Below are 12,858 nucleotides of genomic sequence, written 5' to 3'. Positions count from 1 at the left end.
TGAATTACGCAACAAAGCCTAGGGGAAGCTCAAATCTCAATTGCTATAGAGGCTAATCTCGTCAAGAGTTAAAGCGCATTCTCTAGCTTTGTTAGGAAAGTAACGATGTCCTCTGAACTGATATCTCTATGGGTAACAAAACGTACTGGATTACCAGGCGACATAGTAATGCCTTGCTCACTTAACTCGCTTGCGATGCGGTTAATATCAACAGACTCATCTAACTTCGCAAATACAATGTTAGTTTGGATGAAATCAGGGTTAACAGAGAAGCCTTCTAGCTTGCTTAAACCAATCGCTAGGTTTTTTGCGTTCTCGTGATCATTTTTAAGTTGAGCTACGTTCTCAGTCAGCGCCATTTTACCTGCGGCGGCAAGAATACCCGCTTGGCGCATACCGCCACCGACCATTTTACGCAGTCGACGAGCTTTAGCGATGTACGCTTTGTTGCCAAGGAGTAGTGAACCGATTGGAGCGCCTAAACCTTTTGATAAGCAAATTGTCATAGAGTCGAAGTGTTGTGCGATCTCTTTGATGTGTACATCCAGCGCCGCTGCTGCATTATAAACGCGCGCGCCATCTAGGTGCATTTGTAAACCGTGTTGGTTTACGAATTCACGAGCTTCCGCTAGGTAAGACATTGGCAGCACTTTACCATTGATCGTGTTTTCTAAACTAAGAAGCTTAGTACGAGCAAAGTGGCTGTCGTCTGGCTTAATCGCTGCGGCAAGCTTTTTAAAGTCTAGTGTGCCGTCTGGGTTGTTCTCAATGGGTTGAGGTTGAATCGAGCCGAGCACTGCAGCACCGCCGGCTTCATACTTATAGTTATGCGCTTGTTGGCCACAAAGGTATTCGTCACCACGCTCACAGTGTGCCATTAAACCAAGTAGGTTGGCTTGTGTACCTGAAGAAGTGAACATCGCTGCTTCAAAGCTGGTTTCATTGGCAGCCCACTGTTCCAATTCGTTTACGGTTGGGTCATCGCCATAAACATCATCGCCCACTTCTGCATTTGCCATTACGTCACGCATAGCTTGCGAAGGTTTAGTTACGGTATCAGAACGAAAGTCCATGCTTCTCTCCTAGAGTACTTTAGGTAGTCATATAGTTGGCTATAGATAGCCACATAGTTGGGCTTTGCTTAAACAAGCGATAGTTTTTGTATCGGTGATTTGATCGTGTCGTATTTTGTTGTGCAGCTCTTCTAAGCTCAGCTCTATCACTTCTATAACTTCATCTTCGTCGCATTCAAATCGGGTAGTGAGGCTAAGATGTTTTGCGACAAATAAATGCTGAATCTCATCACAGAATCCAGCCAAAGGTGTGACTTGTCCTAAGCTCTGAAAAGAAGTTGCACTGTAACCGGTTTCTTCTTCCAATTCGCGCTGAGCACATTGAAGAGGTGTCTCATCAATTTCCATCGTGCCTGCAGGTAGCTCCAAAAGCCATTTCTTAAGAGAAGGACGAAACTGATTAATGAGGATGATTTTTCCTGACGAAGTGATAGGAAGAATAACGGCTGCGCCAGGGTGGTGTATTGTTGTATGTTTTACCACGACGTTCGTAGGGAGCGTCACGTTCTCTTCGATGAGAGAAATACTTTTCCATTGATGGATAACTTTACTCATGCAGTTTGGCCACATTCCTTGCCAATTTTTCGTATAACTGAAGACGTGTACCACCATAACGTCTATGGTGTCGAAAATAAAAGAAAAATTAGGCTTAGTAATAGATTTAATTTCACGCCGTTCGTGATGTTACTCTCATAATTGGAATCTATGATTGCGCGAAAATTGCAGCGTAACCATCTGATATAAAGGCAACTCAATAATAAAAGATACTTGTAACAAAGTGCTAACAAATGTATAAAAACGTATCTACACTCTCAACTGTTCAAAGATTTTCGGAGTAACGCATGAACCCTTCTATTTCCTCACATGCTGACAAGGCGCTACTCTCTGAAAGAATTAACAAATTGGCACATGCTCTCTCTGATGGCGTTTATGAAAGAGAAGACACGATTAAGCTTTGTTTACTGGCGGCCCTGGCTGGCGAAAGTGTGTTTCTATTAGGCCCTCCGGGCATCGCAAAAAGCCTTATCGCTAAACGCCTCATCCAAGCTTTTGACAACAGTAGCTATTTCGAATATTTGATGACACGTTTCTCTACTCCAGAAGAAGTGTTTGGCCCACTAAGTATTCAAGAATTAAAAGATAACGGTCGCTATGTCAGACTGACCGAAGGCTACCTACCAACAGCACAAGTTGTATTTCTTGATGAGATCTGGAAAGCAGGTCCTGCAATCCTAAATACGTTGCTTACGGTCGTTAACGAAAAGACATTCAAAAATGGCGCAGACATCGAGCGCGTACCGATGCGTTTATTAGTGTCTGCATCCAACGAACTTCCAGATGAAGACAGCGGCTTAGAAGCTCTTTACGACCGGATGCTCGTTCGCGTGTTCGTAAACCGAATTCAAAACAAACAAAACTTCAAATCGATGCTGACGACGGGTACCTCTCAGGAAGCTGTGATTCCAAAAGGATTGGCGATTACTGATATTGAATACCATCAATGGCAGAAAGAGCTCGATAACCTGGAATTGACAGATAACTCGTTCAACAAGCTATTTGAACTGAAAAGCATGCTTGAAGAGACTGTCAAAAAGCAAAGTTCGGCTACTGAAACTGATCTATACGTATCGGACAGACGCTGGAAGAAAGCGGTCAAGCTGTTGAAGGCAAGCGCATTCTTCAGTGGTCGTGATAGCGTAAATCCGCTGGATATTATGCTACTGCAAGACTGTTTATGGCATAGCCCAGAATCGCGTGATGTGGTTCGTAGTGTGGTAAAAGACTTTGCATTGAACCGAGCGTTTGACCAACAAGAGTCGAAAGCTCAAATTGAAATGTCCCGTGAAGAACTCGAAGAGATTCAAGACGATGTTGAATCAACGCTGTCTGTGTCGCTCTCTATGGAGTCAACCAGTGGCTTGCTGCGTAAAGACGTTTATCAGAATGACATCAAGAACGCGAAAATGTACAGCGTCGGCAGTGCATACAACCTAGTTAAACTGGTGATGCTGCAAAGCAACATGTCGGTGTCTGAATCTGAGAAAGGCGATAGCCGTTGGGTATACGTAGCCAAAGACGATTTTGATCGAGTTCTTAAAGAAGGCCATGGCGACATTTACGGTTACGTTAACGAAAATAAAAACCTATGCCGTTTAAAACTCGACTTGGATGCATCGAACCAGTTAGTCATTAAAGATATTGCCAATCGTTCTGTACTGGTGAGTGTGGTTACAACTGACGGTTTAGACCAAGAATTATACAACAAGTGGTTGAGTGGTGCTGAGAAAGCCCTAGAGCAGTTAACTGAAGCTGAATTCAAGTTAAAACGAGTTCGCACTGAATTCCATGATGCGCTACCTCATAACTATATTGACCCTGACTTACCGAAAGCGATGGAATCAAGCTTGCAAGCAGTAACGCAAGATCTCGAAACGACAAAAGTGAAGAGTAGCAAGATCGCACAACGTATTAAGTTCATGAGTCAGTACTTCGAGTAAGGGGAGAGCATATGTTAGGAGCAGACGGCTTAAACCTCGCTTTGATGGTGGCTGATTCAGGAATTATTGATACCGCGATGAATGATCTCATCGCTCGTTCTCAAGTCATGATGGCTGCTGAGAACAAAGGCGTTAAAACATCAGTCAAAAACCACTTAGTTAAATGGCGCGGTAAAGTAAAAAAACGCGTCACTAAAGTGTGTGAAACTGACCGCTTCCAAGAGGAAATCGCACTTTACCAAGAAGTGATCTATTGGGATGAACCGCAGTTCTTTGATGAGATAGACAGTGTTATCAAAAAGCTGGAGTGGCACTCGGCGTTCTACCTACAAGCAAGACGCTTGATGGAAAACAACAAAGGCGTTTATAACGCGATGTTTCCACACTATTTTTGCGATCAATGGTACCAATCACTGTCAGACGCCATTAAACAAGCTCAAGTAACCGAACTCGAAACAAGCAAAGAAAAAGTCTTAGCTGATCTTTATCAACGCATGGAAACCATGAAAAACATGGATAAAGTGACGGAGTCGGGTGATGAGGGTAGCGTAGGGCGCTTGTGGGACATGGCATCTGCCAAATTAAGCAAAACTGATCTCACCATCATGAAGCGTCATGCGGAGTTCTTGAATAAGCACAAAGGCCTGCAAGATATCGCTGAAAAGCTAGGTCGTATGGCTAGCGAGGAAGATGATCCTTCTTTGCATAAAGCCCCTGTAGAAGAACTGCAGATGGTTGAAGAGAAAAGTGATGAGGCGGTCGATGATATTGTTGGGATTCATGAAAGTGATGACCTCAACAAAATGCTGCCGAACGAGACCATGTTCCTAGCTTATCCTGAACTTGAGGTTATCTTTTATAAACATTTGGCTGACAAACGTTTACTTAGCTATCGCTCGCAAGGTAAGTCACGCACGTTACGTAAAGTAAAAGCGCAAAAGCCCGATAGCAAAAACGTCGATATTGAAAAAGGTCCGTTCATCGTCTGTGTGGACGCTTCTGGTTCTATGAGTGGGTTCCCAGAGCAATCAGCCAAAGCAATGGCTTACGCTTTGATGCAAATCGCGCTTGCGGAAGAGAGAGACTGTTACGTGATTCTGTTCTCTTCTGAGCAGATTACCTATGAATTAACAAGACAAGATGGCCTGCGTGAAGCGAGTGACTTCTTAAGCTATTCATTCCACGGCGGCACGGATCTAGAACCTGTACTCATGAAGTCGATTGACCTAATGACGGGTGATAAATACAAGAACGCAGATTTGATCGTACTTTCTGACTTTATTGCCCCTAAGCAATCTGATGAAATGATTGCACAGGTTGAAAAATTGAAAGAGCACAAAAACCGTTTCCATGCGGTCAGTCTTTCTAAGTATGGTAACCCTCAACTTATGACCATGTTTGATCACTGTTGGTCGTATCATCCAAGTCTCGTTGGCCGCTTCATGAAGAAGTGGTAGCGCTAGAACTTCTTATTTAAATCGTTTTTGCTGTGTGTTTTTTGATTGAAGAGATCGAACATGCAGCAATTTGATTTAAATGTCAGCAAACAGAATGTAAATTCACATTTTTGTTTGACTATCTTCACTCAATCCGTAAAGTAGGCACCCGAACACAGCGGGGCTAACGTTTAGTCGGTTCTAACGTGTTGAAAAATGGCGCCTTGGCAGAGTGGCTATGCAGCGGATTGCAAATCCGTGGACCTCGGTTCGACTCCGGGAGGCGCCTCCATTCTCTTTCTCTTACGTTTTGATAAGGTAAGAAATTAGAAGAATGAAATTGCGATACTAGCTCAGTTGGTAGAGCGCAACCTTGCCAAGGTTGAGGTCATCGGTTCGAACCCGATGTATCGCTCCAAATTTTGTAGTGTTGATTCATTTTGACATTAAGATGGTGTTTTACTTTTCAGTAATCGGCATCGCAATAAAGAATTGCGTGCCCTGGTGGTGGAATTGGTAGACACAAGGGATTTAAAATCCCTCGGCGTTCGCGCTGTGCCGGTTCAAGTCCGGCCCGGGGCACCATCTATTTGATTGTTATCTTGTTTGGTAATGTTCAAAAGAGTTGTTCTCTAAAAACACTATTGAAGGCGCCTTGGCAGAGTGGCTATGCAGCGGATTGCAAATCCGTGGACCTCGGTTCGACTCCGGGAGGCGCCTCCATCATTTAGAAAAAACCAGTCCTCGTGGCTGGTTTTTTCGTTTCTGGTACTTTGCTTCTTGTTTCTTCATCCTTACCTCTTCATTTCTCCCTTTGATATTTGCTAAGCCCAACGCCGTTTTGGTGGAATCCTAAGCCGAGCCTTTGTTGATAAACCGCTAAATAAATCAAAGTCACAATTAACCACAATGCTCAATTTGTTTCATTGTTTTATGGGATAACCCTAATTAAAACATGCGCATGAGTGATAGTATCCCTCTTTATATTTCTTTAATTATTCTATAAGAGGTTCTTAAATATGCAATTTAGTCTAAAGAGAAAAATGGTTTTCTCTGTAGTTTTGGCGATTGCTGTTACATCTGCCATTCTTCTTTTCATGGGTTATAAGACTTTTCAAACAAACAGCTGGCAAGCTATAGAAAGTGAAAGTCGTAATACACTTCAAGCCCATGCAAAGGGCATCAGTGACTGGTTTTACGATAAGAAACAAGCAGTACATGGGCTTAAACAACAAGTACAGCTTAACCCTTCAATAGATATCGTTCCTCATTTACGTCAAACCTTGGTATCTGGTGGGTTTGGATTGAGTTATTACGGTAACAAAGAAGGTGAGATGTTCCGTCATGATCCTTCATTGAATAAAGCGGGGTATGACCCAAGAGTTCGAGGTTGGTATAAACAAACCTTAGCTGAGAACCGCGCAGTAACAACCAAGCCTTACGTGAGTGTAACCATGCAAACCTTAGTGGTGACATTGACCGATCCTGTGACCGAGAATGGATCGATCATAGGTGTTGTGGCATCTAACCTTGCATTAGACAAGCTAATTGAAGATGTGTTGGCTATTCAGGTTCCAGGTAATGGACGAGCGATCCTAATTGATAAGCAAGGCACGGTCGTTGCTCATAAGAATAAAGATTTCATCCTTAAGCAAGTCAAAGAGATAGCACCTGAATTAAGTGTTTCTGGATTAAACAGTGCTGCACAAAACTTAACGACAATTTTTACACAAGTTGATGGTGATGAGCGCGTCATCATGGCTGAGCCTATTAAAGGCACCGACTGGCTACTTGTGATTGAAATGGATAAAGACGTACTAGAGCAGCCGTTGTTCGATATGTTGATTAGCCAAATCACCACAGGTTTGATTGTATTGATCGTTATGGCTGCAGCAACCTCATGGTTTGTGGCTCGTCAATTAGTTGAACTGGGTCGAGTGAGTGAAGCATTAGCTGATATTGCGGAAGGGGAAGGTGATTTAACACAGCGCCTTCAAGTGTCGAGTAAAGATGAAGTAGGGCAACTTGCCGACAAGTTTAATGTGTTCGTAGATAGACTTCATGCAATGATGAAAAACGTGACTGATGTTTCGACGGCAATGAATAACGGAGCTGAACACGCCAACAGCAGCGCATTAAAACGCAGCGATAGCGTCAGCAGACAGCAAGACGAGATCACAATGGTTGCAACAGCTGTGACAGAAATGGCGACAGCAACAGCAGAAATTGCTACGAATGCTGATAGTACGGCCAAAAGTGCGACTCACTCTGTTGAGTTGAGCGAACAAGGCTTCCAACAGATGGCTAAAAGCCAATCATCGATCAATGAGCTTGCAACAGAGCTAACAAGCGCTGTGTCTATCATCAGCGAGCTTGAAGAGCATGGTCAACAAATCGCGTCTATCTTAGCGACGATTCGTGAAATAGCGGAGCAAACTAACTTACTCGCGCTTAATGCGGCAATTGAAGCAGCAAGGGCAGGCGAACAAGGTCGAGGCTTTGCAGTGGTTGCCGATGAGGTTCGAGTACTTTCACAACGCACTCATGCTTCAACAGAAGAGATCGAAGACAAGATCAAGCGCTTACAACAAGCGACTAGCGGTGCCGTTAAAGTGATGACACAAAGCCACGATATGGCGAAAACAAGCGTACATGACGTGGATATGGCCGGAGAGAGCTTGGCTCAAATACGTGAGGCAATTCAGATGATCAGCGATATGGCAACTCAGATAGCTTCTGCTGCTGAAGAGCAGTCACTGGTTACCGCTGAAATCAATGCGAATACCGAATCTGTTCGTGAAGTGAGTGATGTGATGGCAGTTGATGCGACCGATGCGGTTTCACAAGCCGATCAGCTAAGTCATTTAGCGAGTGACTTGAAACAAGAGCTGTCACGATTCAAGCTTTAAGTTCAGGCTAATATTAGCTTAAGCACAAAGATCAATTAGAAACTAGAAAGAGCACTGGCTGTAAAAGCGTGTGCTCTTTTTTATTTATAGAGCATGCTCAATGTTTGTCAAAGAAGTCTTTGTTACGAATATATTTACTCATTAGGTGATAAGAGAAAGGCCGGATTAACCAACTGAATATTGATCGCCCGAGGCGTATTAACGTCGGTGTGTTTTCGTAAATCCTGCCGTTATAGAGCCAAAGTACTTTCCCTACATGCCAATACAACAGCGGTACGGGCGGCATGAAGGTGACAATATCGATGTCGCAACAGATACGGTAGGTTTTCTTGCTTAAACGGTAGTTCTTTTTGAAACTCCAATCACCGACCGCGGGCTGCCCAAACGTGACGATTCGTTTAATACAACCTGGGTATTTTTGGTCTAAGTAATCAGCGAATACACAGCCAATAGAGCCTCCAGAAGAGTGGCCGGTGATAGAAATCCTTTTTCCTTGTTCCAATAGAGGAATCAAAGTGGTTTCCAAGCGTTCAATGACAGTTTGTCCCAGTTTATCTTCATTACGGCTTGGTTGGCTTTCTTGAAACATCAGATGGTAGAACCCAGCATGCACTCGATAGTTGAGCCCAATTCTTTTGCAGCTTCTTGTCCATAAAGCAAAGGTAAGCAACCAATCTGAGATACTATGCGATCCTTTGATTACCACAACCACTTCATCTTTGTCGCTGCTCCACAATACTCGAATCATGGTTTTTCCAAACTGATTCTTTATGATGCGCTGTCCATTAGGGTCAAAACCGTAACGAGTTTGTTTAAAAACTCTAGGGTAGGCGAGGTTGCAGAGCACAGCGTAGCGTTCATATTGGTATCGTTTTAGTGGCTTCACGTTGTCATTTCGTAATAGTCGTTACTTAAAACTCTAGCCTTTGAATGTGAAAAGCACATGAAAACGAAGGCGTGTTTCCTTAATTCAATGGAATTGACAGTATTTTGTGAGTCTGAAAATGGGAATTCGGCCTTTGAATTCAAACTCAAACTCAAAATCTACGAATAAGAACCGTACAAGCTGCACTAAATTCATTCGTTTGAGTTCGATAATTAATCACTTGAATTGAAAGATAAAATTTACTGTTGACGAATTTTTTCTATCCGTTAAAGTACACCTCGTTCTCACGGCTTAGGTCGCAGAGAGATGGTGTTTTACTCTTCGGTAATCAGCATCGCATGATTGCGTTGCCCTGGTGGTGGAATTGGTAGACACAAGGGATTTAAAATCCCTCGGCGTTCGCGCTGTGCCGGTTCAAGTCCGGCCCGGGGCACCATCTATCTAGTTTCTACTTTGAGTAGAGTGTTGAACAACGAGTGGTTCTCTTAAAACACTTCAATATATTTTTATGTTGATAAAGGCGCCTTGGCAGAGTGGCTATGCAGCGGATTGCAAATCCGTGGACCTCGGTTCGACTCCGGGAGGCGCCTCCATTCTCTTTCTCTTACGTTTTGATAAGGTAAGAAATTAGTAGAATGAAAATGCGATACTAGCTCAGTTGGTAGAGCGCAACCTTGCCAAGGTTGAGGTCATCGGTTCGAACCCGATGTATCGCTCCAAATTTTGTAATGTTGATTCATTTTGACATTAAGATGGTGTTTTACTTTTCAGTAATCGGCATCGCAATAAAGAATTGCGTGCCCTGGTGGTGGAATTGGTAGACACAAGGGATTTAAAATCCCTCGACGTTCGCGTTGTGCCGGTTCAAGTCCGGCCCGGGGCACCATCTATTTGATTGTTATCTTGTTTGATAGTAATCAACAGAGTTGTTCTCTTTAAACACTATTGAAGGCGCCTTGGCAGAGTGGCTATGCAGCGGATTGCAAATCCGTGGACCTCGGTTCGACTCCGGGAGGCGCCTCCATTATTTAGAAAGCCCGATCAGAAATGGTCGGGCTTTTTTACGTCTTCAGGAAAGTGGTTTTGGTTTCGATAGCTTTTGTCTTGTCTATCTCCGGTATCTTGCACGGAATTTCTAGGGGAAGGGTATGCGAGGAAATATCTGCGCTGATGAGTTGTGTGGAAATTTGGTGCGAACATACCGAAGGGAAAGCCTCCGGTATGTCTCTGATCTTTGTCTTGTCGGGCGGAAAGCGTACACGAAGCTTAAATAAAAAAATTAGTAGAGTTGGTGGTAACTTTTAGCTGGCAAGTGTTAACTGACATGTTATTAGGCACAAAGGTGTCAGTGATGATCATTACTGACTGTGATCTCGCGAATCGAAGTGGTACTGCCATTTAACTAAGTACGAGTTCTAACTGTCATTCAGGTGATATCGAGATTGTTAATTTTGAGGATATACACCGCGTTACTTTTCATGATTCGGAGAAAAGTGGTGGATACTCGTGTATTCATAGTGCCTAATTTATCACTCGTCATAAGAGTATTTTAATGCTTCTTCGAATGTCGTTTTGGTGTTGTCTAACCATTCATAACGGCGGCGGTACATAGAACGTTTAGAACGAGACATACCTTCGATGTCGCGACGTGGTGCATTAACGCTAAGCGAATAGAAGTTACGGTCATATTCGGTGCCGCCCAATTCAATCCATAATGCGTCGTAGTCGGTCTTAATTCGCCCATTTTTATAGCGTTTAGCCGCAAAAGTGTGAGAGTGTGTCTTTACCGCAAGAATGGTATCTATACCCCAGATCTGTGCAAGGATACTCAGTAGGCTTACCATCAGACTTTTTGGACGTTGGCCATAAAGTTTACGAGTCAGGTTTTTTATCTTCTCGTTGCTGGTCTCGTTACTGCGTGGACCTTGCAACCCGCCAATCTTAATGCAACGGATCCCATTTTCATTCCCGAGGATAAAGGAGATTGTGTAGAAGTTACCGTCCTCTTGGCTATGCAGTACTAAGCTCATATCGCCTTCTTTTTGATAGCGCTCTTCATATACCAATTTTACAGTGTATAAGATCTCATTAATCTCAAAGGTCATAAGAGTGAGCCCTTTGGAATCTGTATAGATCTGTTTCATTAATGTTGGTGATATCAGTTCTGATGCTGTTTTGTAATGCTCAATAACAAGCTCTGAGCGATCGATAGCCGGGTTGTTTTTGATGATGTACGGGCGAAAAGGTTTTTCCAAAAAGCGATGCGAGCGTGTACACAGCATCTCTAACATAGGCTCTTCAATGTTATTAGCCAAGTAGTTGAATGCCTTTCTGTAGAATAACGCTCGCGCAATAAATTTTATGCGGTAAATCCAGATCGGGTGAAAGTTCTCTGCAAACTGCTCCGAGTAAATAGTCTTACTTTGATGAACGATGGATTTGTTCATGGTCATTTGATGATCAGTCATTAGCCGGTGCTTCTTTTGAAATGAATGACGCAATTTAACGTGATTTAATGTAATTTGACGTAATTTAATGTAATTCAAATTTATACAAAGCTAAGAAAGGCTGCCCAAAAAAACAAACGATTGAACGAGAGCTCGATAATGGACGTATTAGATGTCTTCAAAAAGAGAGAAAAGCAAGCTTAAGTAAGGCTTGCTCATTGTTTGACGTTTCTCGCCAATGTGTGTATCAGAGGCTAAAGTGAGAAAAACTCGTCAAGCTGAGTTTGCTCCTGGGAAAGGAATGTTCTGAAAGCTTCGTGCCCGATCTACCTCCGGTGTCTTGTGCGGAGTTTCTAAGGGAAGAGGTACTATCAATAGTATCTCTGCTTGTTCAGTAAACACATGTATGTGAATCAAAGAGTCCAACGCTGATCAGTGAACTGCACTTGTTCAATGCTTGATAGGGTATTCAAGCCATCGCGTGAAGTAACGGTGTCATTGAGCTGAAATTTACCGCCCCCAAGATTGTGGATTTGGTATTCACTTTTAGGACCATGTACTACAACCGTATTAACACCTAAATTTCCGGTTACCTTATTATCATATCCATTGATCTCAATATTTGCGTTATTCTTGCCCGATAGCGTTAGTTTCGTCAGATATTGAGAGTGATGAGTGTAGGGCGTTGCTGGGTCATATTGCATTTTAAAAGTGCCGGTGAATGTATCAGCAATGTATGCGTCGTAAGCCAGTGTTGGAGAGAAAATCTGTTCAGTAATATATTGCGCGTTAGGATCTCTTGTAGAAAAGTCGTCGCGAGTTTTAACTTTGTATAACCCCCACATACCTTCGCCATTATACGCCCCCCAAAGCCCGTAATAGCTATCAATGACGGCTGCAAAGTACTCTTGGTCAACACTGACTTCTGCTTGCCACTCTTCTAAAGTGTCAACTGGAGGTGTATAGGCATTATGTAAAGCCTGAGTCTGTATTGTATTCAGCTCTTTTTGAAATAAAGGTAATGCCGATTCGCCACTTTGAGGGGAGTTAAGAACACCAATACCATAGTCATGGACTAGGTGGAGAATTTCCTCGTAAGACGCATCGCGATGCTCTTCATAGTCCTGTCGAACATACCATTCTCCGCCTTCTACTTGAATTTCCTCTTCGAACAAGGGTTGGCCATCCAAATCGTCGTTATATTGGGGCTCATCGTGATAATTCATTAGTTTCAATATTGCGCCATTGTTCGCCATAGCATTTGCAATATCGCGTTTTGAGTCAGCGCTCCCGTATTTAGTGCCATCAACGGGGGTTAGATAGTGATTGAGAACATTGACTGCTTTGACTATCTGATAATCGCTCAGGCGATCCATAATTAGAATATGGATAGATTTGCCATTAGGGGCATTGACCGCGACATGTCGGTTATAACCTGCTTTGGAATACGCAGAGAACTGAGAAGGGACCGCTTCTATTGTGATCCCGTGAACAACGGATGGTTTGACATTTTCTTGGCTTGCCACAGGCTTGCTTTGGTTTGAACTATTACAACCGACAAGAAGAACAGTGGCAGCGAACGCAGTTAAAGATAACACTTTCATGGTAC

8 protein-coding genes and 9 tRNA genes are annotated in these 12,858 nt (G+C 43.2%); 12 read left to right on the top strand and 5 right to left on the bottom strand.

Features of this window, described 5'->3' with window-relative positions; translation table 11 throughout:
* Window positions 1-68: 68 nt before the first annotated feature.
* On the bottom strand, window positions 69-1,073 hold the full coding sequence (gene ltaE, locus AACT19_RS20445) for a low-specificity L-threonine aldolase (protein ID WP_076648496.1): 1,005 nt from the start codon (window positions 1,071-1,073) through the stop codon (window positions 69-71).
* Between the two features lie 39 nt (window positions 1,074-1,112).
* Window positions 1,113-1,628 (bottom strand): NUDIX hydrolase, encoded by a 516-nt coding sequence (locus AACT19_RS20440; RefSeq protein WP_029222202.1) that lies wholly within the window; start codon window positions 1,626-1,628, stop codon window positions 1,113-1,115.
* 287 nt (window positions 1,629-1,915) lie between these two features.
* Between AACT19_RS20440 and AACT19_RS20435 the strand changes: the two genes are divergently transcribed.
* The 7 genes from AACT19_RS20435 to AACT19_RS20405 all read left to right on the top strand — a co-directional run bounded on the left by AACT19_RS20435 (window position 1,916) and on the right by AACT19_RS20405 (window position 7,916).
* Window positions 1,916-3,571, top strand: a complete 1,656-nt coding sequence (locus AACT19_RS20435) for an ATPase RavA domain-containing protein (protein WP_065682475.1) — start codon at window positions 1,916-1,918, stop codon at window positions 3,569-3,571.
* Window positions 3,572-3,582: 11 nt separating this feature from the next.
* Window positions 3,583-5,028 carry an ATPase RavA stimulator ViaA gene (gene viaA, locus AACT19_RS20430; RefSeq protein WP_065682476.1) on the top strand — a complete coding sequence of 482 codons (1,446 nt, stop codon included), beginning with the start codon at window positions 3,583-3,585 and terminating at the stop codon, window positions 5,026-5,028.
* Window positions 5,029-5,225: 197 nt separating this feature from the next.
* Window positions 5,226-5,299: transfer RNA gene (locus AACT19_RS20425), tRNA-Cys, on the top strand.
* 50 nt (window positions 5,300-5,349) lie between these two features.
* Window positions 5,350-5,425, top strand: a tRNA-Gly gene (locus AACT19_RS20420).
* A gap of 80 nt (window positions 5,426-5,505) precedes the next feature.
* A tRNA-Leu gene (locus AACT19_RS20415) sits at window positions 5,506-5,592 on the top strand.
* 64 nt (window positions 5,593-5,656) lie between these two features.
* A tRNA-Cys gene (locus AACT19_RS20410) sits at window positions 5,657-5,730 on the top strand.
* Window positions 5,731-6,026: 296 nt separating this feature from the next.
* Window positions 6,027-7,916, top strand: coding sequence for a methyl-accepting chemotaxis protein (locus tag AACT19_RS20405; protein WP_076648494.1), 1,890 nt, complete (start codon window positions 6,027-6,029; stop codon window positions 7,914-7,916).
* A gap of 97 nt (window positions 7,917-8,013) precedes the next feature.
* Here the strand turns inward: AACT19_RS20405 and AACT19_RS20400 are convergent, their stop codons facing one another.
* Window positions 8,014-8,802 carry a lipase family protein gene (locus AACT19_RS20400; RefSeq protein WP_017077331.1) on the bottom strand — a complete coding sequence of 263 codons (789 nt, stop codon included), beginning with the start codon at window positions 8,800-8,802 and terminating at the stop codon, window positions 8,014-8,016.
* A gap of 349 nt (window positions 8,803-9,151) precedes the next feature.
* Between AACT19_RS20400 and AACT19_RS20395 the strand changes: the two genes are divergently transcribed.
* The 5 genes from AACT19_RS20395 to AACT19_RS20375 all read left to right on the top strand — a co-directional run bounded on the left by AACT19_RS20395 (window position 9,152) and on the right by AACT19_RS20375 (window position 9,826).
* A tRNA-Leu gene (locus AACT19_RS20395) sits at window positions 9,152-9,238 on the top strand.
* A gap of 83 nt (window positions 9,239-9,321) precedes the next feature.
* Window positions 9,322-9,395, top strand: a tRNA-Cys gene (locus tag AACT19_RS20390).
* A gap of 50 nt (window positions 9,396-9,445) precedes the next feature.
* Window positions 9,446-9,521: transfer RNA gene (locus AACT19_RS20385), tRNA-Gly, on the top strand.
* An 80-nt stretch (window positions 9,522-9,601) separates the two neighbouring features.
* Window positions 9,602-9,688: transfer RNA gene (locus AACT19_RS20380), tRNA-Leu, on the top strand.
* A 64-nt stretch (window positions 9,689-9,752) separates the two neighbouring features.
* Window positions 9,753-9,826, top strand: a tRNA-Cys gene (locus tag AACT19_RS20375).
* A 505-nt stretch (window positions 9,827-10,331) separates the two neighbouring features.
* On the opposite strand, the gene AACT19_RS20370 is transcribed toward AACT19_RS20375, so the two are convergent.
* Both AACT19_RS20370 and AACT19_RS20365 read right to left on the bottom strand, forming a co-directional pair.
* The gene (locus AACT19_RS20370) at window positions 10,332-11,270 is read right to left on the bottom strand and encodes a VirK/YbjX family protein (protein WP_083717900.1); all 939 of its coding nucleotides are present in this window, start codon (window positions 11,268-11,270) and stop codon (window positions 10,332-10,334) included.
* A 392-nt stretch (window positions 11,271-11,662) separates the two neighbouring features.
* Window positions 11,663-12,853, bottom strand: a complete 1,191-nt coding sequence (locus AACT19_RS20365; RefSeq protein WP_076648492.1) for a hypothetical protein — start codon at window positions 12,851-12,853, stop codon at window positions 11,663-11,665.
* Between the last annotated feature and the right edge of the window lie 5 nt (window positions 12,854-12,858).

Origin of the sequence: Vibrio sp. 10N.222.47.A9, from assembly GCF_963872585.1 — a bacterium.
Taxonomy (GTDB): domain Bacteria; phylum Pseudomonadota; class Gammaproteobacteria; order Enterobacterales; family Vibrionaceae; genus Vibrio; species Vibrio splendidus.
Note: the sequence above shows the minus strand (reverse complement) of the source record. Positions and strands in the feature narration are given on the sequence as shown.